A 20,974-nucleotide genomic window follows, 5' to 3' on the forward strand; every position below is an offset into this window, starting at 1 on the left:
TTCCCCCTTAAATTGCTTCTTCATCAAGTTCGCCCGTACGGATACGAACGATTTGGTCTAAGTCGTAAACAAAAATTTTGCCGTCACCAATTTTGCCTGTTGAAGCAATTTTTGTGATGGTTTCAACAACGCGTTGACAATTTTCGCTACGAGTTGCAATTTCAAGTTTGATTTTTGGAATAAAATCGACTTGGTATTCAGCTCCACGATATAGCTCAGTATGACCACGTTGACGGCCAAAGCCTTTAACGTCGACAACTGTCATCCCCTCAATGCCTAAATCAGCCAATGCTTCACGTACATCATCAAGTTTGAATGGCTTTATTATTGCACTAATCATTTTCATAGTGGCCCCCTTCGGACGCTTATTGTTATCCTGTTGGCTTATACAATCCAACCTTTGTGCCACTATTTTTTATTGCTTATTTTCAATAACTTAAAAATAAAAATTGGTTTTCGCACAAAAAAAATGCACCCTATTGGTGCATTTTTTTAACAATTAACCAGCGCTGGTGCAATTAGCACAACTATAGTTTAACTAAGCAGTTCCGATCTTGCTGTTTGGCTTGATATAAGGCCTTGTCAGCAATGCGCATCGCAGCTGTAAGCGATACTTTTTGGAATTGAGTCATACCAATACTCATGGTTAATGAGTAAGGCTCACCGTTAATTGAAAAGGCATGGCTTGCTAACTGCTCTCTAAAGGTATTGAGTCTCGATTCTGCCTTAGCTAAGTCCATATTATGCAGTACCACGGCAAATTCTTCGCCACCAATTCTCGCAATAGTAAAGTCATCAAACTTAGTCTTTAAAAATGAAGACACTTGTTTTAGCGCCTGATCACCCGCCTCGTGACCAAACTGGTCGTTCACATTTTTAAAAAAGTCGATATCAAGCAAAGCCAATACGTTTTCTTGCTCAACATTTTTAAGCAGTTTTTCTGCGTATTGATAAAAATAACGACGATTATACAAGCCAGTTAAATGGTCGCGGTATGCGCTTTCTTTTATATCGGCTATTAAAGCAAGCTGCTCCATGGTTTGCATAACACGGCAATGAAACTCTTCATTCATAAACGGCTTAGTTAAAAAGTCGTTAGCGCCGTATTTAATAAAACGCGCCGATAAACCATGCTTACCGGCACCTGATAAACCGATAATAGCTAAATCATCACGGCCGCGGAAATTACGCACCGCTTTAACGAGCTCAAAACCATCCATTGTTGGCATTGCATAGTCCGTAAGAAGCAGCTTGATTTCAGGATCGTCTTTAAGCATTTGTAGTGCTTGTTCACCATCTTGAGCATCGCGTACATCAAACAACTGCTTTTCGAGCATTTGCTTCATCAAAGTGCGACTTAGTACTGAGTCATCAGCCACCAGCGCTTTGCTACCATCGTTTCTAAGTAATTGTGCAACAAGTTTGATCGCATAATGGTATGAGTCGCGGTTATCTTTAACCACGTAATCAACCACACCAAGCTCTAACATTTGCTGGCGAATGTATTCATCAATTTTTGATGTTAGAACAACGGTCGGGATGTTTTTTGATAAGGTGTATTTAGCTACTTCGCCATTCATCGCATCAGGTAGCGTTAAATCGACTAAAGCCAAGGTGTAATCGTGCTCGGAAATTAAAGAGACGCCCTCTTTTAAAGACCACGCAAAGTCGACAGCCACATCTAAATAGTGAGCAGCGAGGTGACGTAACACTTGCTGTACTACTTTACTGTCTTCAACTACTAATACTCTTTGCATTGCAACTTCTCTTTCTTAAGCACGTGTACACAGATTATAAAAACGCTAAATATACGCCATTTTTTAATCTAGCTAAATAATTAAGCAAAATATCTTTGCTAAAAAAATGCACTTTTTTGTAACCAGCTCAGCATTTTCAGTTATTTTTCTGTTTAACAGCTAATATTGGTCACTAGTCTCATTAGTTTGTCATCGAGTTTGCTTTACTTTTTAATAGCTGCAATTCGAATAATAAGGAATCAACATGAAACTAGTTAGTTTTATTGGCTTGTCAGTGACAGCACTAACACTGACCTTCAGTACTCCAAGCTTTGCTGATAACGGACGTCGTATTGACGTTGACAGCAAAGTGGTAACAGAACACAAAGCCCGCATTAATGGTGAGCGTTTTTCATATACCGCAACCACAGGTACACAACCGGTTTGGAATGAGCAAGGCGATGCCGTTGCAACGCTGCAATATACTTATTATACCCGCGATAAAGTAGACGATAGAACAAAACGTCCTTTAGTTTTTTCGTTTAATGGTGGCCCAGGTTCTGCGTCAGTATGGATGCACCTTGCCTATACTGGACCACGTGTATTAAAAATTGATGACGAAGGTTACCCAGTTCAACCTTATGGCGTAAAAGATAACCCTTACTCAATTTTAGACGTGGCTGATATTGTTTATATCAACCCAGTTAACACCGGTTACTCGCGCGTTCTTGAAAACGAAAAAGGTGAGTTGCCAAGTAAGTCAGACCAACAAAAAATGTTCTTTGGTGTTAACGCTGACATCAAATACTTAGCTGAATGGTTAAATACCTTTGTTTCTCGCAACGAGCGCTGGCGTTCACCTAAGTTCTTAATTGGTGAGAGCTATGGTACGACTCGTGTTTCTGGTCTTGCTCACGAATTACAAAATCGCCAATGGATGTATATCAACGGCGTTATTCTAGTATCACCAACTGAAATTGGTATTAAACGTGAAGGCCCTGTAGAAGCTGCTAACCGCCTACCTTACTTTGCAGCAACCGCTTGGTACCACAAAGCCCTTAGCGCAGACTTACAAGCAAAAGACTTAGACGAGTTACTCCCTGAAGTGGAACAGTTCACCGTGAACAAGTTCTTACCTGCAATTGCTAAAGGTGGTTTCTTACCTGCTGATGAAAAACGTGCAATCATCAAGCAAGCAGCAAAATACGCAGGTTTATCTGAAAAGTTTGTTGAGCAAAATAACCTTGATATTCCAAATAACTTCTTCTGGAAAGAGCTATTACGCGAGCGCGGCCAAACTGTGGGCCGTTTAGATTCTCGCTATTTAGGTATCGACAAACGTGATGCAGGTGAGTCACCTGATTACTGGGCTGAGCTTACTTCATGGTTACACTCATTCACGCCAGCGATTAACTATTACCTACGTGAAGAGCTTAACTACAAAACCGATATCAAATATAACCTATTTGGTAATGTTCACCCTTGGGATCGCTCAGGCAACAACACAGGTGAAAACTTACGTTTAGCAATGGCACAAAACCCATACTTAAACGTGATGATTCAATCTGGCTACTACGACGGTGCAACAAACTACTTTGATGCTAAATACACAATGTGGCAGTTAGATCCAAGTGGCAAAATGAAAGATCGTTTAAGCTTTAAAGGCTATCGCAGTGGTCACATGATGTATTTACGTCATGCAGATTTAGAGTCATCAAATAATGACTTACGTGATTTCATCCTGAAATCACTACCAGCCGAAGGCAAAGCAGCAAAATACTAAACAGCGTATTTGCAAAACCATAATAGAAAAAGCCCGTTTTATACGGGCTTTTGTTTTTCCACTAATCTTTTTGGGTATATACTCAAGTCATTGATTTAAGGATTTGGATAATCAGCAAATGGCAGAAAAATTTCGCGTAATGTTTGCAGGGCTTGAAGCCGGTGTCGACCAAGTACAAGCAACAGAACAACTAGCTTCAAAACTAAAAACAACAAAAGACAAAGTTGCGACCCTGTTTGAGCATAAGCCATTATTTGCACCAAGCGAGCAAGATAAAGCACTAAAACAAGCAAAGTTACTCGCCAGTGTTGGCATTAAAGCCAAGCTCCAACCGATTAACCAAGCAGCCACCAGCAGCCAATCAGACAATACAGCTGCACAGGCCAAAGAGCGTGAAGAACGTATTTTTGATGCCCTCGATTACATCACCAGTAGTCTTATTCGGCTAGAAGAAAAACTTGATGACTTAGAGCAGCGTTTACCTGAGCTTGAAAATAACAGCGTTGCTGATAGCGACGATAGCTGGCAAGAAGATGACTTGCTACTTGAAGACGAATTAACAGAGCCTGTTAAAAAACGCTCAAATACCCTACTCTATTCGCTTATTGCAATGGTCATTGTGTTATTGATCATTTTGGGTGTAGTGGAGCTTTTCCCTGAACTTTTCTCCTTTTTAGAAAGTTAACACTAATATTGACATGAGCAACACACGAGCAGAAATCAGACAATCTATTCGAAAAAAGCGCAATTCACTGACTGTTGAACAACAAAAAAATGCAGCAATTGCGCTAAAAGTGAATTTTACTCAACACTTAAAATCGCTAAAAACACCTAAAAACGCCCATATTGGCATTTATTTCAGCAATGATGGCGAATTAGACACTTCATTGTTAATTAAAGAATTATGGATGCAAGAGCAGCATTTATATCTGCCTATTATCCACCCCTTCAATGGCACAACTTTATACTTTCAGAGGTATGAAGAAAATTCACCCATGACTGCAAACCGCTATGGTATCTTGGAGCCCAAGTTAAATTGCAGTCAAATATGCCCTTTAGACAAGCTTGATATTTTACTTATGCCATTAGTGGCATTTGATGATCAAGGTAACCGTTTAGGAATGGGCGGTGGGTTTTATGACAAAACGTTGGCTCGGTATTACCAAGAAAACTGGCAAAAACCGATTTTGATAGGCCTTGCCCATCAATGTCAGCATGTTTCAGCATTGCCAATTGAATCGTGGGATGTACCGTTAAAACACATTATAACCCCAGAGAAAATCTACCAATGGTAAGCAAACTGTTTGTATACTATAGGCCCTCTCTGACAGCTAACTGAGCACATAATTATGACGCAAGATGAATTAAAAAAAGCCGCTGCCTGGGCAGCCCTAGAGTTTGTAAACGAAAATACCATTGTTGGTGTAGGTACAGGCTCTACAGTGAATCACTTTATTGATGCACTTGATACAGTAAAAGACACCATTACTGGTGCGGTTTCAAGCTCTGAGGCTTCAACTGAAAAGTTAAAAGCACTGGGGATTGAAGTATTCGAACTAAACGATGTATCAAGCCTAGATGTGTATGTTGATGGCGCAGACGAAATCAACCCACACAATGAGATGATCAAAGGCGGTGGTGCAGCGCTGACACGCGAGAAAATCGTTTCAGCGGTAGCAAAACAATTTGTTTGTATTGTTGATGAATCTAAAGAAGTTACAACATTAGGCGCATTTCCACTGCCGGTTGAAGTGATCCCAATGGCACGCAGCTATGTAGCTCGTGAACTAGTAAAACTAGGCGGTGACCCTGTTTACCGCGAAGGTGTTGTAACAGATAACGGAAACGTCATTTTAGACGTGCACAATTTAGATATCAGCAACGCCAAAGAATTAGAACTAACAATCAACCAGATTGTTGGTGTAGTAACAAACGGCTTATTTGCCCATCGCGGCGCAGATAAAGTCATCATCGGCACCAAAAATGGGCCGCAAATAAAGTAAATAGGAATGAGGATATGAGTAAGGTATCGTTAGCAAAAGACAAAATTAAAATTCTCTTGCTGGAAGGCGTGCACCAAAGTGCTGTAGAAACGCTTAAGCGTAATGGCTACAGCAATATTGATTACGTAAAAACATCCTTACCTGAAGACGAGCTCATTGAGCGCATTAAAGATGTGCACTTTGTAGGCCTTCGTTCTCGCACTCATATTAATGAAGCGATATTAGAATCAGCTGAAAAGCTAGTCGCAATCGGTTGCTTCTGTATCGGTACTAACCAAGTCGATCTACAAGGTGCGCGTGAACGTGGTATTGCGGTATTTAACGCACCATTCTCAAACACACGCTCTGTAGCAGAATTAGTACTTGGTGAAATCTTATTATTACTTCGTGGTATTCCAGAGCGTAATGCCCTAGCACACCGCGGTGGTTGGTTAAAATCTGCCAACGGCTCATTTGAAGCACGTGGTAAAACGTTAGGTATTATTGGTTACGGCCACATTGGTACACAGCTAGGTATCATGGCTGAAAATATCGGTATGAACGTTGAGTTTTACGATATCGAAGACAAGCTAACGCTGGGTAATGCAACACAAGTTCATAACCTTACTCAGTTACTACAACGTGCTGACGTTATTAGCTTACACGTACCAGAAACACCGCAAACGAAGAACCTAATTGGTATGGCTGAGCTTGAAGTAATGAAGCAAGGCGCCATCTTGATCAATGCTTCTCGCGGCACTGTTGTTGATATCGATGCATTAGCAGAATCACTTCGAGATAAAAAGCTGAGCGGCGCTGCAATCGACGTGTTCCCTGTAGAACCAAAATCAAATGATGAAGAGTTCGTATCACCGCTGCGCGAGTTCGATAACGTAATTCTGACTCCACATATTGGTGGTTCAACACAAGAAGCACAAGAAAATATCGGTATTGAAGTTGCGGGCAAACTTGCTAAGTACTCAGATAATGGTTCAACCATTACAGCAGTTAACTTCCCTGAAGTATCACTGCCTGAGCTTGCAAACCGCAGCCGCTTATTACACGTGCACCACAACCGCCCAGGTGTTCTAACGCAAATTAACCAAGCGTTTGCACAGCACGGCATTAATATCGCAGCCCAGTACTTACAAACTGACGAATCAATTGGTTACGTAGTAATTGATGTAGATACAGACCAATCTGAAGTAGCTCTTAAAGAACTAAGTGCTGTTGAAGGTACAATCAGAGCACGTATCCTTCACTAATCTTTGATATAACAAATAAATAAAAAGCGCAAACAGTTAAACTGCTTGCGCTTTTTTGTAGGACAAAAACTTTAAGCCCGTAGGTTGGTTTGAGTGTAGCGAAACCCAACACGGGAACCCAGCTTTAAACCGTAAATTTTAAGCTCTAAGTCAAAAATAGCTCACCGTAGGCGTGAAATTTATTTCGCGCGAGGGTTAATTTCTAACAAATAAAACGCCAATCATTTCTAATAAACAGCAAAAGTGAGAGCAAGCTTGTATTTGGACAAAAAGTTTTTAGAGGCAAAAACCATTCACTTTATCTAGTCAAAAATAAACTCTCCCCCACCCCTCAAACACTTCCCTGTGTAAATCACGCCGATGAGTCAGTAAATTTTACTCATCGGTTTGCGGTGCCTCAGCGTCTTTATCTTGCTGTTTTTCGCTTATCATGGCATTTAATTTCTCGCCGCCTTTGATGCCAAAATCTAACGTGCGGATTGGGAATGGGATGGTCATGTCAGCTTCGCTTAGAGCGTTTCTAACTGCCACAACAGCCTTGTGGCGAACGGTCATGAAATCTGCTTCGCCGGGGTATTTAATCCAAAACCAAACTAGTAAGTTAACGCTGCTATCACCAAAGCTTTCGGCGTAAACGGCGGTTTCTTCTTGTTTAATCACAAAATCAAACTCATTGATTTTTTTAACAATCACCTCAGCGGCTTGTTCTGGATCGTCAGCATACGAAATACCTACAGGCACTTCGATACGACGCACACCTAAGGTACTGTAGTTACTGAGTATATTTCTAAATAGAATCTTATTAGGCACTAAGATAAGTTGCCCATAAAAGTTCTCAATGAGGGTATTTCTAAGGTTAATCGCCTTAACGGTACCAAACACGCTTTCGGTGCGGATTACATCACCTGTTTTAAATGGTTTGCGAATACCCATGGCAATACCCGCTATAAGGTTCTCTGTCATGTCCTGAAAGGCAAAACCAATTGCAAGACCTACGATACCAGCACCAGCAAGTAATGAGGTGACAGTGCCTCTAAGACCCAAGAAATCAAGGGCTACAAATAAGCCTACGCATAACACGATGACTTTTACTATCGATGACATTAAGTCTGCTATTTGCGATGACTCTAACGAGCGGCGTAATAGCTTTCTGAGCATTGACCCAACGATACGCGCCAGCAATGAAAACACGATAGTAATAATTACTGCGACAATAAAGTTTGGAATATGGCTTATGATGATATCAACCCAGCCACCGAGTTTTTCTTCTATCAGCTTTTCGGCTTCACTTACTGTCGGAATTTTTAACATTTTTGTACCTTGTTGAATTAATTGCTCAACAAAGTACTTAGCAAGATGAACGCCATTTCTAATTTAGAGTATTAAAACCATAAAAAAGCCGTGCTAAGCACGGCTCTTCTAATTCATTTTACTAAAAAATTAGTTCTGCTCTTCTCGTAAGAAAACAGGCTCTAATTCTTTTGTTGTTGCATCGCTACTAAAGTAATAACCCGCCACAGTGAAATCTTTTAAATCACTTAATTGGGTGATTTTATTTTCAATGATGTAACGTGCCATCATGCCGCGAGCTTTTTTCGCATAAAAGCTAATCACTTTATATTGACCGTTTTTACAGTCTTTAAAATGTGGAGTGATGATTTGTGCGTTTAATGCTTTTTTATCAACCGCTTTAAAATACTCATTCGAAGCAAGGTTTACCAAGTATTTGCTATCTTGCTCAGCAAGCACTGTATTTAGCTTTTCGGCGATAACACTGCCCCAAAACTCATATAAGTTTTTACCACGTGGGTTTTCTAACTTAGTGCCCATTTCAAGGCGGTAAGCTTGCATTAAATCTAATGGTTTAAGCACACCATAAAGGCCAGACAAAATACGTAAGTGCGACTGTGCATAATCAAGATCAGCACCGCTTAGAGTTTGCGCATCTAAGCCACCGTATACATCACCATTAAAGGCTAGCACGGCTTGTTTTGCATTGTCTTGGGTAAATGGCTGTGACCACTCGGCGAAGCGTGCCGCATTCAAACCAGCTAGTTTATCGCTGATTTTCATTAGGCTACCAATTTGCGCTGGTGTTAAATCACGGCAAACTGACATTAACTCTTCGCTGTGCTCGAGTAATTCAGGTTGAGTGAATTTATCGGTCGTGGCTGGTGTTTCGTAATCTAAATTTTTTGCAGGTGAAATAACAGTGATCATACTTAGCTATTGACTTGTAATTTGTTTGATGTCAATTTCAACATTAATTGAATCAAAATGCACGTTTTGTTTCGTCCTGCCTTTATCCGCTGTTCTTTTCATACATAATGTTCTAGTTTTCTGTATTAAGGACATTTGACCTATTAAACACTGTCATAGTGTTGCAGCATAAAGGCCGCTATAATGGATTTTCTTTTAACTTGCTTGGAATGAGGAAAGCAAATGACTTCAGCACTACAAAGGCTTAAACAGCATTCATCTATTGTTGCAGATACAGGTGATATCGAAGCTATCAAAAAGCACCAACCAGAAGATGCAACAACAAACCCATCTCTACTTTTAAAAGCCAGTGAAATTGAAGCGTATAAGCCTTATTTAGATAAAGCGTGGCAATATGCCAAAGAAACCGAGCAAGATGCAGCTAAACAACTTGAGTTAGCATGTGATTACTTTGCTGTATTAATTGGTAAAGAAATTAGCGAAATCGTACCGGGCTATATCTCAACAGAGGTAGACGCACGTTTATCATTTGATACCCAAGCGACTATCGATAAAGCCCACACTTTACTAAGCCTTTACGAAAAAGAAGGTGTTAGCAAAGATAAAATCCTAATCAAAGTTGCATCAACGTGGGAAGGTATCAAAGCCGCTGAGCAGCTTGAAAAAGAAGGCACTAAGTGTAACTTAACGCTGTTATTCTCTGAAGCACAAGCACGCGCATGTGCCGATGCAAATGTATTTTTAATTTCACCATTCGTTGGCCGTATCTTAGACTGGCACGTTGCTAACGGTATGGAAAAACCAACTGATCCGCTAAACGATCCAGGCGTGCAATCTGTACGTAGCATTTACGAATTCTACAAACGCCACGATTACAAAACAGTTGTTATGGGCGCAAGCTTCCGTAACACAGGCGAGATCATCGCACTTACTGGCTGTGATAAGTTAACGATTAGCCCAGGTCTTTTAGAGGAGTTAGGCCAATTAACGGATGCACAAGAGTACCTACTAGAGAGCGACTTTACTGTTGAAGAAAAACCAGCACCACTAACTGAAAGCCAGTTCCGTTGGTTACATAACCAAGATGCTATGGCGACAGAAAAACTTGCTGAGGGTATTCGCTCTTTTGCACAAGCACAGCTTGAATTAGAAGCACGCTTTAAAGCAATGTAATTCAAATTACAGCATTTTTTAAACGCCACCGCTAGGTGGCGTTTTTGTTTCTAAAATAACTAATCCTTTGATCTATTCATCTATCAATCACACTTCTGTAACAGTATTGTCACTTTTTTATTCTATTTTTGAGCAGCCTGTGGTATAGGTATTTCCGAGGTTCAAAAAATCAATAGGAGAAGTTCATGGATAGCCTAGACGATATTTTAGAAATATTAGAAGGTCCTAGTAAAACAAAAAAGACCTCTACAAAAAATAAAAAGAGAAAATGGCGCGAAATCGAAGCTTTGAAAGACAAGCATAGACTTCGCAAAGAACTACAGGAGTTAGACTATTTCACAGACAGCATTGAGCTTGATGAATTAGACTTTTAATTAAAGGCCCGCAAGGGCCTTTTGCATTTGCGGCAACGACCAATTTACTGGCGCTTTATTTTGATCAGTAAGTAGCTGGTTTGTCTTTGAAAAATGCTGACAACCAAAAAAGCCACGATGTGCAGAAAGCGGTGATGGATGCGGGCCTTGGATCACATGATGACGCGAGGTATCAATGTGTTTACCTTTTTTCTGAGCATGTGCCCCCCATAACACAAACACCACACCGTCACAGTGCTGATTAATAAGCGCAATTACTGTATCAGTAAATTTTTCCCAACCAAGGTGCTTATGAGAATGAGCTTGCCCTTGCTCAACAGTTAATACCGTGTTGAGTAAGAACACGCCTTGCTCAGCCCAGCTTTGCAAATAGCCATGATGAGGGATCTCAAAACCATCGATATCAGTTGCCAGCTCTTTGTACATATTCTTCAAAGACGGTGGTAATTTTTTAACCTCTGGTAATACCGAAAAGCACAAACCATGGGCTTGCCCTTCTCCGTGGTAAGGATCTTGGCCTAAAATAACCACCTTAACTTCATTTAAAGGTGTAGCATCAAAAGCTGAAAATACCTGTTCGTCTTTCGGATAAACGGTAACGCCTGCTGCGCGTCTATCGGCCACATATTGCAAGGTTTCTTGCATGTAGGGCTTAGCAAGCTCGGTATCTAGAAATGTTTGCCAATCGATCATTTTGAAGCCTGTATTTGCTGACGAGAAACATCTATTTTACCACACATATCAGTTAAACCATCAAGCATACGGGTTGTAAAACGGTGCAATAAGTCTGCGTTTACACTAATAAACTGGTTATGCTGTACCGCTGGTAATTCAGGCCATTGTCGCCAATCAATTTTAGGCTGAGGCTTTTTCGATTTTTCATCTGGAATAATCACTACCTCTGGATTGGCAACCAATACATTTTCAATACTAATGCGCGGGTAGTCTGTATCGCTATTAGCAAACACATTATCCGCATGACAAATAGTTAATAGCTGATTGATCCAAGTATTTCCACCAACTGTCATCATCGGCTCAGGCCATAATTGATAAAACACCGACACTTTCGGTTTGCCTTCTTGCGCTGTACGAATAGCTTCGAGTTTAGTTTCAAACTCTTTAGCTACTTTATTTGCCTTGGTTTGCAAATGCGTAAGCGTGCCTAGTTTACGTAGTTCATCAGCCACATTATCAACCTGATTTGGATTGCTGTACGCTACCGGAATACCTAATTTTTCAATGTAAGCGAGATCTTCGGCTTTGTTACCCGTTTTCCAAGCCAGAACTAGGTCTGGTTTTAACGACAACAGTTTTTCCATGTTAATGCCGTAATAGCCGCCGACCCGTTCGATATCATTCGCTTGCTGAGGAAAATCTGCATAGTCAACGGTACCGACAATGCGCTCTCCTGCTCCAATCGCAAATAGGTTTTCAACGATGTGCGGTGCTAAGGCAACGATACGCTGCGGCTCTTTAATTTCATGAGCCTGAGCCAATGCAGGTAAATAAAATAAAACCCCTAAGAGTGCAAACTTGATGGTTCTCATATTAAAAATCGAACCCTTTTTGTGCTTTGATCCCTGCATCAAAAGCGTGTTTTACGTTTCTGACTTCACTGACTGTATCAGCTAAGTCGGTCAGTTTACGGTGCGCACCACGACCTGTAATTATCACCGATTGCATAGCAGGACGAGAGCTAACTGCTTCTAGCACTTCGTCTAAATCAATATAGCCGTAGGTGATCATATAGGTTATTTCGTCGAGCATAACGAGGTTAATCGACTCATCTTTCAGCATTCTTTTCGCTTCTTGCCATGTCACTTGCGCAGCAGCAGTATCTGACTCTTTATTTTGTGTTTCCCAAGTAAAACCGGTGTTCATTATAACAAATTCAACCCCTGCTTTTTCGAGTAGGTTGCGTTCACCACACTCCCATGTGCCTTTAATAAACTGGCACACAGCTGCTTTCATTCCGTGACCTACCGCACGTGCAACAGTACCAAACCCAGAAGTCGATTTCCCTTTACCGTTGCCAGTTATAACCTGAAAAATACCCTGCTCTTTTTGTGCAGCAGCAATCCGTTCGTCGACTTTTTCTTTTACTTTTTGCTGGCGTTGTTGGTGCTTATCTTGATTCTGTTCGCTCATTGTTGTTCCTTATGTCTCTAAATTGAAGTTCTCATAAATATTGATGATTTGTTCAATATCGAGATTCTCTGCTACCACGTTTGCTAAACGGCTTAACTGCTGTTCACGGTTTAAATTAATATCAATTGGTTTAATTTGGTTATTTGTTGCAAGCCAAGTTATTAGCTCAGATACGCCCTCAGGGGTATCGAACAAGCCATGTAAGTAAGTACCTGCTATTTGGTTATCATCACTAATAAAACCATCTACTTTGAATCCACTTGGGTGATCATTAAAGCTCAAAAATGGCTTTTCAAGTGCTGGCCCTTGGCTGATCCCGGCGTGAATTTCATAACCAGATATTGCTTTATCGCTATTGTTTAAATGAAGTATGCCAGAGACTTGGCTTAGTATTTTTTGTTGCCCTAATTGCGTTTCAAAGTCAGCAAGCCCAAGCCCTACTGCGCTGCCTAAATTAGACTCCACTGCATGTGGATCAGCAAGGTAGTTACCTAACATCTGCAGCCCACCGCATACTCCAAGCACTTTACCGCCATAGCGTAAATGACGTGTTATTTGTTTATGCCAACCTTCATTTTTTAAAAACGCTAAATCGCTGAGTACATTTTTACTGCCCGGTATAATAATCAGATCAACACTTGGAATAGCCTGAGTATGACGTACATACTGTAAATCGATTTCTGGTTGTAGTCGCAGTGCATCAAAGTCTGTGTGATTACTAATATGAGGAAGTAGCAGCACTGCTATGCATAATTGCGGTTTATCGACCTGATTAGTTATAGCAACGGCATCTTCAGCATCTAGTGCTAAGTCATGTAAATAAGGTAATACCCCAAGTACTGGCTTATTGGTGTATTGCTCTAACCAATCAAGGCCACCTTGCAATAACGCAATATCGCCCCGAAAACGATTAATCACAAAGCCTTTTACTCGTGCTTGCTCTGATTCTGACAACAAGGCTAACGTTCCGACTAAATGAGCAAACACACCGCCTTTGTCAATATCGGCAATAATGATCACTGGGCAATCTACCGCCTCGGCGTAACCCATATTGGCAATATCGTTTTCGCGCAGGTTAATTTCTGCAGGGCTCCCAGCACCTTCAACAACCAGTAATTCAAAACGCTCACTTAAGCGCTGCTGCGAAGTAAGAACTGCATCCATCGCCACTTTTTTGTAGTCGTGATAACTGCCTGCTTCCATATTCGACAGCGCTTTACCATGAACGATTACCTGCGCCCCAGTATCACTGTTAGGTTTTAATAAGATAGGGTTAAAATCGACTTCTGCGGGGACTTTTGCCGCTACAGCTTGCAAAGCTTGTGCGCGACCTATCTCGCCACCATCTGCGGTTACAGCGCTATTTAACGCCATATTTTGTGGCTTAAAGGGCGCAACCTTTATGCCTCGCTCAGCAAAGATCCGGCAAAGTGCTGCTACAAGAGTACTTTTACCTGCATCTGAGGTCGTGCCTTGCACCATTATTGTTTTCATCATTGTTCTCTTTTTAAGGTTTGTGCAAGACCTGCAATCACAAACTCAACACGTGCAACTTGCTGTGCTAAGGCTTGATGCAACCAACCTGAATGATCAACAAACTGACGGCTTAATTCACCGAGCGGCACAATGCCATGACCCACTTCATTGCTGACAAAAATAACCTCACCCGGCAATTGCGATAACACATCGAGTAAGGACGCTTTTTGCTCAAGCCAAAATGCTTCACCCTGCTGGCATAGGCAATTACTCAACCACAGCGTTAAACAGTCCACTAAAATACAGTTTTCAGCTTGGCTATGTTGTTGTAGTGCTTTAGCCAAATACAAAGGCTCTTCAACAAGTTGCCAATGCTTAGCCCGCTCAGCTTGATGCCTATTAATTCGGGCTGTCATTTCTTCATCACCCGCATTGGCTGTGGCGATGTAGATAAGCGGCTTGTTTGAATTTGTTGCCAGCTGCTCAGCAAAACGGCTTTTACCGCTGCGAGCACCACCTAAAATTAAAGTATTTTGCTGGCTCATAATAAACTCACCAAGCAAAGGTAGGTAACAAGCTCAGATACTTGCTGGGCTGCTCCTAAGCAATCGCCGGTGTAGCCAGATAACTGTTTTTCAAACCAGCGCTTTAATAGTAAACGAGTAACAAAAAGCACACTGATGAGGATTAATAATTGCCCTAAAGTAAAGCCAAAAAACAACCATGCAATTGCTAACACCGCACCGCCAGTTGCTAGCAGTATTTGATAACTTTGCGTGCTTAAATGCATCGCAATTGGCTTTACTTTAGATGTGGCGTCCTGACTTACATAGTCCATACCTGCAATTAAACTTGTTGCTACAACCCGACTTAAGCTTTGCCCTAAAACAAGTGCAATAATCACAGTACTGGTTACTTCACTAAGTGCAACGAGTGTTTGGTATTTAATTAATAAGGCCATCACAAGCGCCGCTGCACCATAGGTACCTAAGCGACTATCTTTCATAATGCTCAGCTTATCTGCAACGTGCCAACCACCACCAAAGCCATCCCAGACATCAGCAAGGCCATCTTCATGAAATGCCCCTGTGATTATCAAGCTAAACGCCATAACTAAGGCAACTGAAATGGCTGCGGGGAATAACCAACTTAGCAGTAAAAAACTCAGCGCTAAAACTACACCTAAAATCACGCCGACCAATGCAAAATAACGGCTGGCCTGATTGAGTGCCTGACTCGATACTGCAAAGTTTAACTTAACGGGTATACGCGTTAAAAAACTAAGCGCCAGTAAAAATAGTTGAAACTGACTTGGGGTAGAGTCAGAAGTGTGTTGTTCAGCGCTCATATCAGACAACTTGCTCAACATTGGCATCGGCAAAACTTGCCATGTCATTGTAAAACGCCAAAGATGCTTGCAGTAAAGGTAAGGCAAGCGCAGCCCCAGTGCCCTCTCCTAACCTTAAATCAAGCTGCAATAAAGGTGATGCGTGCAAGGCATTGAGCATTGCTTTGTGCCCTTGTTCATCAGAGGCATGAGCAAATAACATGTAATCACGAGCGTTTGCATTAATGTGAGTTACAACAAGCGCTGCAGCAGTACAAATAAAGCCATCCACGATCACTGCCATGCCAAGCTCCGCAGCAGCTAAAATAGCACCGGTGATCTGTACAATTTCAAAACCACCTAATGCCGCAAGCGTCATTAGCGGATCGCTAAAATGAGCTTGGTGTAATTGAAGGGCTTGCTCAACAACTTTAATTTTTTTAGCAACAACCTCGTCGCTCACACCTGTGCCTTTACCAACACATTGGCTAGCAGGTAACGACAACAAGGCAGCCATTAATGCCGCAGCACTTGTGGTATTGCCAATACCCATCTCACCAAAGGCGATGGTATTACAACCTTGCTCATAGAGTGAATGAACTCGCTGTTTGGCTAATGCAAACCCTTTTTCAACCTGGCTAAGTGACATGGCCATTTCAGTATTTAGTGGTGCAGTGATTTCACCTAAACGCTGGTTATGCACACTTTTATTGTGTGAAGTACTGAGTGTTCCAGCGTCTACAACTTCTAGCTGCCAGCCAAGCTGGCGACAAAATACATTAATCGCTGCACTTCCTGCTGCAAAGTTTGCCACCATTTGAGATGTAACGCAGCTAGGAGCAATCGACACACCTTGGCTTGCCACACCATGATCACCCGCAAATACAACTAGAGAAGGGTTTGAAATAACAGGTTTAAAGGCAACTAGCGCCTGCTCACTATCAAGTTGCTTTGAAAAAATAAGCGTTAATTGTTTAGCACAACTTTCAAGCTGACCCAAAGCTCCTAACGGCTTTGTTTTGAGGTCTATTTTTTGTTGAATTACAGCTGAAAATCGCTGATTAATAGGCATGATATTAAACATTAGCTACCTGCTCTGTTTACGAAAATAAAGTAAGAATAAAAAGAACACGCTACCAATAGCGGCTGTGATCACACCTACGGGTAGTTCTTGGTTATTCAATAGGGTTCGGCATAACACATCTACCCACACCATAAAAATACCTCCGACCAAGGAGGTCATAACTAAGTTATGGCTGCTGCCTTGCGGTGAAAAGTAGCGCACAATATGTGGGATCATCAGGCCGACAAAACCAACGCCACCGCACATAGCAACAAGCACAGCTGTAATTAATGAACTTAGCAGCAGCATCATGATCCGAAAGCGTTGCACATGAATCCCCAAGGTTGCAGCACTTTCATCACCAAGCAGCATTGCATTAAGCTGACGACGAAATGCAATCATCAGCGTCATACAGGCAATAATTACTGTAAACGGCAGCCAAAGAGTGTCCCACTGTGCACGAGAAAAACTGCCCATCGTCCAAAACAAAATAGCGGTTATAGCTTGAGGGTCGCTAAAATAAAGCAGCAGACTAGTCAGAGCACTAAATAAAAAAGATAAAGCAACACCAGCGAGTAACATGGCTTCAACTTGACCAACATGGCGACGCCCTGCAATAGCAATAAGCAACAGCATAGAAAGTAAGCTTCCGGCAAATGCTGCAACTGACATACTAAAGCCAAAACTCACACCGGTTAGGGCTATAAAGCACACCACACCAAATGAAGCCCCAGAAGAAATACCAAACAAGTAAGGGTCAGCAAGCGGGTTTCGGGTTACGGTCTGCAAAATTAGTCCTGCCAGAGCAAGCCCTGAGCCTGCTAAAAATGCCAGCACCGTTCTTGGCATACGCAGCTGCCAAATAATACGCTGCACAAATTCATCGCTATCTTGGCTAAACAAACCATTAAAAACATCACTCAGTGGCGTATTTGCAGCACCAAAGCTCAATGCTAAAATACAACTAATAAGCCCTACGACAACACAGATACTTAAACGCATTGCATCAGTCATTTTGATGCTCCTGTGTCTGATAGCCATAAAAATAAGTGATGTGCGGAATAAACTTATCAGAGCTTGATTGCGGGTGAGCAGATACCGCTGCGCAGACACCAAATACATCACTCAACAGCTGCTCAGTAAGCACCGCTTTTGGTTGCCCCTGACAAACCAAACGCCCTTCATCAATCACCAATAATTCATCACATAAACTCGCTGCGAGATTTAAATCATGGAAAGAGGCAAGCACTGTCACATCGAGGGACTTTGCTAATTCCATTATTTGAATTTGGTATTTAACATCAAGGTGACTGGTAGGCTCATCCATGATGAGCAACTTAGGTTGTTGTACGATAGAGCGTGCAATAAGCGCTCTTTGCTTTTCGCCACCTGAGAGCGAATCAAATGCTTGCTCACTATGATGAGACAAACCTACCTGCTCTATCGCTTGATATATTCGCAGCTTATCATTGGCAGACGTGGCGCTGAAAAGCCGCTTATGAGGTGTTAAGCCTAAACTCACTACATCGAACAAAGACAAATTAAACTGCGATGGAGACTCTTGTAAAACAACTGCAACCTGCTTTGCATATTCATCAGCACTGATTTGCCAAATATCTTGACCGCTCAGCAGCACAACCCCTTGCTGAGGTTTCAAGTAACGATAAAGACAACGCAGTAGGCTTGATTTACCTGCCCCATTGGGGCCGAGTAGACCGATAAACTGCCCTGCTTTTAACTCAAGGTTAATTGATTTAAGTATCGTTTTATTCGCAGTACCCCAACTTAAATCAGACACTGATATTAATGGCGCAGCGCTAAGGCTATTTTGTTGCAAGCTTATTCTCTCTTGGCGAGTAATCGCAACGCACAAGAAAGCACTGGTAAGTACCAGAAAATGATGTGAGTTGACCCGCTCGATGATTAATTGTTAGTGCTAAGTATCTGGCTGACCATTATTTAGATGGATTACAGTTGCGGGAACAGCTGGAGAATTTCACTCCATTCCATAGCATATGAGTATTATGGCGGGCTAAGTAAATAATTCAATGAATATCGCTCTAGATGGCTAAAAAACAATTTTAGGCCAAGCTTGTCCTTGTTCATCTATATATACATCGAGTGTAATAAGCCCCGCATAAGGAAGGTGAAAAACATTTAAATGCGTGGCTGATTGTTTTGGCATCTGACATACAATAGCGAGAATTTGTTTAATCACACCTGCATGACTTATTACCAATGACTGTTCATGCTTAGATTCACACAATGATTGCAAAAACGTGTGCCACCATGCCTCTACCCGAGCGTAAAAATCAGCCATAGATTCACCATTGGGCACTTTTACTTGCCAAGGGTGTTGCCAAAAATCACCAATATGAGGCTTACTCGTTTGCTGCCAAAGCTGTTGGTAATCTTGGCCATCCCAATCACCAAAATTAAACTCTTTTAGCGCGTTATAATAGTGTACATGCAGTGAGTGTTGATTTGCTAAATAATCAGCGTGGACTGAGCAACGCTTTAGCGGTGAACTATATATGGCATTTAAATGTATGAGCTCGGCAGAGGCTTGGCGCATTTGTTCAAGGCCTTGCTCAGATAAACCAACATCGATTTGCCCAGAAAGAATTCCAGGCGTAGCGATTTCACCATGGCGAAGAAAGTAAACTCGTGAAGTAAATGCGTCCATAATGTTCCTCAGTAAACCAATAGTGAACGTTAACGCGTTTTAAGTAGCCTGTCGACTTATGCTAAAGTACTCATCCGAAGAGAGTTAAGCTAGACGCATTAAACGAACGTCAAAATGTAGCACTGCATTTGCGCCAATCTTGCCACCGTTACCTTTTTTACCCCAAGCAAGCTCTGGAGGGATCACAAATTCATAGCGAGAACCGATATTCATTAATAATAAACCTTCTCTTAACCCTTCTATAGCTTCAGATAAAGCGAACACTTCGGGCATACCGGCTTTATAACTGTCGGCAATCACATTGCCATCAGCAAGCATAATACGTTGGTTAATAACCACTGTATCGAATTCTGATATGCGTTCTCCTTCAACATCATCAATCACTTTATACATTAAACCCGACGGGCATAGATGTGTATCTGGATGCGAAGAGAACTTAGCAATAAATGCTTCACTATTTTTACGATTTAAACCTGAAGAGCCTTTTGACTTGGTCGTTTTCTTACGAGACACAGCACACCTTAATTGTATTACAAATATAAAACGCTTTATCGCATAACAAGGTTAGGGAAGCAAGTTTGCGAGAGTAAAGTTGTAAGTAAGAAAGGGGAAAGATACGAGTTAGAAAGAGTAAAGTTTGAGGGTCTGCCGTAGGTTGGGTAGAGCGCAGCGAAACCCAACACAGAGCTATCAGCTTTCAGCCGTCAGCGATCAGCCGCGCGGTGTGGGTGTTTGGTTCTGCGTCTTCCTCTGCCGGAGGCTCTAGGCTCTAGGCTCTAGGCTCTAGGTTTTAGGTTTTAGGTTTTAGGTTTTAGGTTTTAGGTTTTAGGTAAAGTCTACTTGTAGGAATGGCTTCAGCCATGAATGTGTTTGTTATAGTTTAAATTCGGCACTGAAGTGCCTCCTACGGGGTTTGTTGCTGAGGGTGACTCTGTACTAAACAACCAAACAGTTCAACTTTACCCTTGCTAACTAGCAACTCGCTAACTCATGTTGGGTTTCGCTCCGCTCTACCCAACCTACCTGGCGAATGAATAGGGCACGTTGTGTGGATAGCTCCCAGACGCAAAAAAGCCCGACTCTTTCGAATCGGGCTTTCTTTAATAGGATCCTGGCGATGACCTACTTTCACATAGCAGCTGCTACACTATCATCGGCGCTGTTTCGTTTCACTACTGAGTTCGGCATGGGGTCAGGTGGGTCCAAAACGCTATTGTCACCAAGAAAATTCTTTTCAACTTTCTTATTATTTTTTTATAGTCTTTCGACTTAATTTAATGTCTTGCGACTGAATTTGGAGCCTGGCGATGACCTACTTTCACATAGCAGCTGCTACACTATCATCGGCGCTGTTTCGTTTCACTACTGAGTTCGGCATGGGGTCAGGTGGGTCCAAAACGCTATTGTCACCAAGCAAATTTGGTTTAATTCGCTCTTTTGAGCAAATTAATAAATCTGGAATTCTGATATTAAGTAAATGTCTACTTTAGTAACTTAACTTCTGTCTGTTACGCTGTCATAAAACGCGTTTGGCGTTGTATGGTTAAGCCTCACGGGTAATTAGTACAGGTTAGCTTAATGGCTCGCACCACTTCCACATCCTGCCTATCAACGTTGTAGTCTTCAACGGCCCTTCAGAGACTTTAAAAGTCTAGTGAGAACTCATCTCGAGGCCTGCTTCGCGCTTAGATGCTTTCAGCGCTTATCAGTTCCGAACGTAGCTACCGGGCAGTGCCATTGG

Annotated in this window: 22 protein-coding genes, 3 rRNA genes and 1 riboswitch; of the genes, 7 read left to right on the forward strand and 18 right to left on the reverse strand. The window is 41.8% G+C overall.

The features are described 5' to 3' along the window. Positions 1 to 7: 7 nt before the first annotated feature. The gene (locus AOG26_RS09920) at positions 8 to 346 is read right to left on the reverse strand and encodes a P-II family nitrogen regulator (RefSeq protein ID WP_054554260.1); all 339 of its coding nucleotides are present in this window, start codon (positions 344 to 346) and stop codon (positions 8 to 10) included. 181 nt (positions 347 to 527) lie between these two features. Continuing rightward, positions 528 to 1,757 (reverse strand): diguanylate cyclase, encoded by a 1,230-nt coding sequence (locus AOG26_RS09925; RefSeq protein WP_054562322.1) that lies wholly within the window; start codon positions 1,755 to 1,757, stop codon positions 528 to 530. A gap of 244 nt (positions 1,758 to 2,001) precedes the next feature. Here AOG26_RS09925 and AOG26_RS09930 point away from each other — a divergent pair, with 244 nt between their 5' ends. From AOG26_RS09930 to serA, 5 genes are all read left to right on the forward strand, one after another. After that, complete coding sequence (locus AOG26_RS09930) at positions 2,002 to 3,519, forward strand: S10 family peptidase (RefSeq protein WP_054562323.1); 1,518 nt, start codon at positions 2,002 to 2,004, stop codon at positions 3,517 to 3,519. 118 nt (positions 3,520 to 3,637) lie between these two features. Continuing rightward, complete coding sequence (locus AOG26_RS09935) at positions 3,638 to 4,204, forward strand: hypothetical protein (protein WP_054562324.1); 567 nt, start codon at positions 3,638 to 3,640, stop codon at positions 4,202 to 4,204. Positions 4,205 to 4,217: 13 nt separating this feature from the next. Continuing rightward, positions 4,218 to 4,814, forward strand: a complete 597-nt coding sequence (locus AOG26_RS09940; RefSeq protein ID WP_054562325.1) for a 5-formyltetrahydrofolate cyclo-ligase — start codon at positions 4,218 to 4,220, stop codon at positions 4,812 to 4,814. Positions 4,815 to 4,868: 54 nt separating this feature from the next. Continuing rightward, the gene (gene rpiA, locus AOG26_RS09945) at positions 4,869 to 5,522 is read left to right on the forward strand and encodes a ribose-5-phosphate isomerase RpiA (RefSeq protein ID WP_054554255.1); all 654 of its coding nucleotides are present in this window, start codon (positions 4,869 to 4,871) and stop codon (positions 5,520 to 5,522) included. A 14-nt stretch (positions 5,523 to 5,536) separates the two neighbouring features. Further along, positions 5,537 to 6,766 carry a phosphoglycerate dehydrogenase gene (gene serA / locus AOG26_RS09950; RefSeq protein ID WP_054562326.1) on the forward strand — a complete coding sequence of 410 codons (1,230 nt, stop codon included), beginning with the start codon at positions 5,537 to 5,539 and terminating at the stop codon, positions 6,764 to 6,766. A gap of 375 nt (positions 6,767 to 7,141) precedes the next feature. On the opposite strand, the gene AOG26_RS09955 is transcribed toward serA, so the two are convergent. After that, complete coding sequence (locus AOG26_RS09955) at positions 7,142 to 8,077, reverse strand: mechanosensitive ion channel family protein (protein ID WP_054562327.1); 936 nt, start codon at positions 8,075 to 8,077, stop codon at positions 7,142 to 7,144. Positions 8,078 to 8,206: 129 nt separating this feature from the next. Then, a complete protein-coding gene (gene yaaA / locus AOG26_RS09960; protein WP_054562328.1) occupies positions 8,207 to 8,986 on the reverse strand; it encodes a peroxide stress protein YaaA in 780 nt (259 codons plus the stop codon). Between the two features lie 222 nt (positions 8,987 to 9,208). On the opposite strand from yaaA, the gene tal reads away from it, so the two are divergent. Both tal and AOG26_RS09970 read left to right on the forward strand, forming a co-directional pair. Then, a complete protein-coding gene (tal, locus tag AOG26_RS09965) occupies positions 9,209 to 10,159 on the forward strand; it encodes a transaldolase (protein ID WP_054562329.1) in 951 nt (316 codons plus the stop codon). Positions 10,160 to 10,344: 185 nt separating this feature from the next. Then, positions 10,345 to 10,533, forward strand: coding sequence for a DUF3545 family protein (locus tag AOG26_RS09970; RefSeq protein ID WP_054562330.1), 189 nt, complete (start codon positions 10,345 to 10,347; stop codon positions 10,531 to 10,533). Here the strand turns inward: AOG26_RS09970 and ung are convergent, their stop codons facing one another. The 14 genes from ung to AOG26_RS10040 form a co-directional block, all read right to left on the reverse strand. Further along, entirely contained in the window at positions 10,534 to 11,226 is a 693-nt protein-coding gene (gene ung, locus AOG26_RS09975; protein ID WP_054562331.1) for a uracil-DNA glycosylase, read from the reverse strand. After that, positions 11,223 to 12,080 (reverse strand): cobalamin-binding protein, encoded by an 858-nt coding sequence (locus AOG26_RS09980; RefSeq protein WP_054562332.1) that lies wholly within the window; start codon positions 12,078 to 12,080, stop codon positions 11,223 to 11,225. Before AOG26_RS09980 ends, ung begins: the two co-directional genes overlap by 4 nt. 1 nt (position 12,081) lies before the next feature. Further along, positions 12,082 to 12,681, reverse strand: coding sequence for a cob(I)yrinic acid a,c-diamide adenosyltransferase (cobO, locus tag AOG26_RS09985; protein ID WP_054562333.1), 600 nt, complete (start codon positions 12,679 to 12,681; stop codon positions 12,082 to 12,084). A 9-nt stretch (positions 12,682 to 12,690) separates the two neighbouring features. Continuing rightward, complete coding sequence (locus AOG26_RS09990; RefSeq protein WP_054562334.1) at positions 12,691 to 14,175, reverse strand: cobyric acid synthase; 1,485 nt, start codon at positions 14,173 to 14,175, stop codon at positions 12,691 to 12,693. Continuing rightward, positions 14,175 to 14,702 carry a bifunctional adenosylcobinamide kinase/adenosylcobinamide-phosphate guanylyltransferase gene (gene cobU, locus AOG26_RS09995; protein WP_054562350.1) on the reverse strand — a complete coding sequence of 176 codons (528 nt, stop codon included), beginning with the start codon at positions 14,700 to 14,702 and terminating at the stop codon, positions 14,175 to 14,177. Before cobU ends, AOG26_RS09990 begins: the two co-directional genes overlap by 1 nt. Further along, on the reverse strand, positions 14,699 to 15,553 hold the full coding sequence (locus AOG26_RS10000; protein WP_235575479.1) for an adenosylcobinamide-GDP ribazoletransferase: 855 nt from the start codon (positions 15,551 to 15,553) through the stop codon (positions 14,699 to 14,701). Before AOG26_RS10000 ends, cobU begins: the two co-directional genes overlap by 4 nt. Continuing rightward, positions 15,507 to 16,568, reverse strand: a complete 1,062-nt coding sequence (gene cobT, locus AOG26_RS20855) for a nicotinate-nucleotide--dimethylbenzimidazole phosphoribosyltransferase (protein ID WP_054562336.1) — start codon at positions 16,566 to 16,568, stop codon at positions 15,507 to 15,509. The genes AOG26_RS10000 and cobT overlap by 47 nt, the downstream gene beginning before the upstream one ends. Positions 16,569 to 16,571: 3 nt before the next feature. Continuing rightward, positions 16,572 to 17,561, reverse strand: a complete 990-nt coding sequence (locus AOG26_RS20860; protein ID WP_054562337.1) for a FecCD family ABC transporter permease — start codon at positions 17,559 to 17,561, stop codon at positions 16,572 to 16,574. Further along, the gene (locus tag AOG26_RS10015) at positions 17,554 to 18,384 is read right to left on the reverse strand and encodes an ABC transporter ATP-binding protein (RefSeq protein ID WP_054562338.1); all 831 of its coding nucleotides are present in this window, start codon (positions 18,382 to 18,384) and stop codon (positions 17,554 to 17,556) included. Before AOG26_RS10015 ends, AOG26_RS20860 begins: the two co-directional genes overlap by 8 nt. Positions 18,385 to 18,487: 103 nt before the next feature. Beyond that, positions 18,488 to 18,555: riboswitch (cobalamin riboswitch) on the reverse strand. A gap of 60 nt (positions 18,556 to 18,615) precedes the next feature. Next, complete coding sequence (locus AOG26_RS10020; protein ID WP_054562339.1) at positions 18,616 to 19,233, reverse strand: histidine phosphatase family protein; 618 nt, start codon at positions 19,231 to 19,233, stop codon at positions 18,616 to 18,618. A gap of 84 nt (positions 19,234 to 19,317) precedes the next feature. Beyond that, positions 19,318 to 19,746: an FKBP-type peptidyl-prolyl cis-trans isomerase gene (locus AOG26_RS10025; RefSeq protein WP_054562340.1), complete on the reverse strand. Its 429-nt coding sequence runs from the start codon at positions 19,744 to 19,746 to the stop codon at positions 19,318 to 19,320. 596 nt (positions 19,747 to 20,342) lie between these two features. Beyond that, positions 20,343 to 20,457: ribosomal RNA gene (rrf, locus tag AOG26_RS10030) — 5S ribosomal RNA — on the reverse strand. 75 nt (positions 20,458 to 20,532) lie between these two features. Next, positions 20,533 to 20,647 (reverse strand): 5S ribosomal RNA (rrf, locus tag AOG26_RS10035). A gap of 125 nt (positions 20,648 to 20,772) precedes the next feature. Further along, positions 20,773 to 20,974 (reverse strand): 23S ribosomal RNA (locus tag AOG26_RS10040); the annotation flags it as partial.

It is taken from the genome of Pseudoalteromonas sp. UCD-33C, from assembly GCF_001306895.1.
Classification (GTDB): Bacteria; Pseudomonadota; Gammaproteobacteria; order Enterobacterales; family Alteromonadaceae; genus Pseudoalteromonas.

Coding starts and splice junctions, on each gene's coding strand:
- cobO (WP_054562333.1), bottom strand. CDS start 12,681: ATGAGCGAACAGAATCAAGATAAGCACCAACAACGCCAGCAAAAAGTA.
- rpiA (WP_054554255.1), top strand. CDS start 4,869: ATGACGCAAGATGAATTAAAAAAAGCCGCTGCCTGGGCAGCCCTAGAG.
- yaaA (WP_054562328.1), bottom strand. CDS start 8,986: ATGATCACTGTTATTTCACCTGCAAAAAATTTAGATTACGAAACACCA.
- AOG26_RS09955 (WP_054562327.1), bottom strand. CDS start 8,077: ATGTTAAAAATTCCGACAGTAAGTGAAGCCGAAAAGCTGATAGAAGAA.
- AOG26_RS10000 (WP_235575479.1), bottom strand. CDS start 15,553: ATGACATGGCAAGTTTTGCCGATGCCAATGTTGAGCAAGTTGTCTGAT.
- tal (WP_054562329.1), top strand. CDS start 9,209: ATGACTTCAGCACTACAAAGGCTTAAACAGCATTCATCTATTGTTGCA.
- serA (WP_054562326.1), top strand. CDS start 5,537: ATGAGTAAGGTATCGTTAGCAAAAGACAAAATTAAAATTCTCTTGCTG.
- AOG26_RS09925 (WP_054562322.1), bottom strand. CDS start 1,757: ATGCAAAGAGTATTAGTAGTTGAAGACAGTAAAGTAGTACAGCAAGTG.
- AOG26_RS09970 (WP_054562330.1), top strand. CDS start 10,345: ATGGATAGCCTAGACGATATTTTAGAAATATTAGAAGGTCCTAGTAAA.
- cobU (WP_054562350.1), bottom strand. CDS start 14,702: ATGAGCCAGCAAAATACTTTAATTTTAGGTGGTGCTCGCAGCGGTAAA.
- ung (WP_054562331.1), bottom strand. CDS start 11,226: ATGATCGATTGGCAAACATTTCTAGATACCGAGCTTGCTAAGCCCTAC.
- AOG26_RS09920 (WP_054554260.1), bottom strand. CDS start 346: ATGAAAATGATTAGTGCAATAATAAAGCCATTCAAACTTGATGATGTA.
- AOG26_RS09935 (WP_054562324.1), top strand. CDS start 3,638: ATGGCAGAAAAATTTCGCGTAATGTTTGCAGGGCTTGAAGCCGGTGTC.
- AOG26_RS09940 (WP_054562325.1), top strand. CDS start 4,218: ATGAGCAACACACGAGCAGAAATCAGACAATCTATTCGAAAAAAGCGC.
- cobT (WP_054562336.1), bottom strand. CDS start 16,568: ATGTTTAATATCATGCCTATTAATCAGCGATTTTCAGCTGTAATTCAA.
- AOG26_RS20860 (WP_054562337.1), bottom strand. CDS start 17,561: ATGACTGATGCAATGCGTTTAAGTATCTGTGTTGTCGTAGGGCTTATT.
- AOG26_RS09990 (WP_054562334.1), bottom strand. CDS start 14,175: ATGAAAACAATAATGGTGCAAGGCACGACCTCAGATGCAGGTAAAAGT.
- AOG26_RS09980 (WP_054562332.1), bottom strand. CDS start 12,080: ATGAGAACCATCAAGTTTGCACTCTTAGGGGTTTTATTTTATTTACCT.
- AOG26_RS09930 (WP_054562323.1), top strand. CDS start 2,002: ATGAAACTAGTTAGTTTTATTGGCTTGTCAGTGACAGCACTAACACTG.
- AOG26_RS10020 (WP_054562339.1), bottom strand. CDS start 19,233: ATGGACGCATTTACTTCACGAGTTTACTTTCTTCGCCATGGTGAAATC.